The organism is Citrobacter sp. CK189 (genome assembly GCF_030333505.1).
Lineage (GTDB): Bacteria > Pseudomonadota > Gammaproteobacteria > Enterobacterales > Enterobacteriaceae > Citrobacter_B > Citrobacter_B koseri.
This window is the reverse complement of the sequence record NZ_JAOWFV010000011.1, coordinates 1-262: the sequence shown is the minus strand read 5'-3', so window position 1 is coordinate 262 and position 262 is coordinate 1. Positions and strand designations below refer to the sequence as shown.

Below are 262 nucleotides of genomic sequence, written 5' to 3'. Positions count from 1 at the left end.
CAGTGTCCCCTTCGTCTAGAGGCCCAGGACACCGCCCTTTCACGGCGGTAACAGGGGTTCGAATCCCCTAGGGGACGCCAGCGTTCAACTGATGAGGTCAGACCTCCCAGGGGACGCCACTTGCTGGTTTGTGTGAGTGAAAGTCGCCGGCCTTAATATCTCAAAACTCATCTTCGGGTGATGTTTGAGATATTTGCTCTTTAAAAATCTGGATCAAGCTGAAAATTGAAACGACACACGTAAAGTGTGTATGAGTCTCTCA

1 tRNA gene is annotated in these 262 nt (G+C 50.4%); it reads left to right on the top strand.

Annotated elements, in window-relative coordinates:
• Positions 1-4 precede the first annotated feature (4 nt).
• Positions 5-80: transfer RNA gene (locus OGV83_RS00095), tRNA-Glu, on the top strand.
• Positions 81-262: the final 182 nt, after the last annotated feature.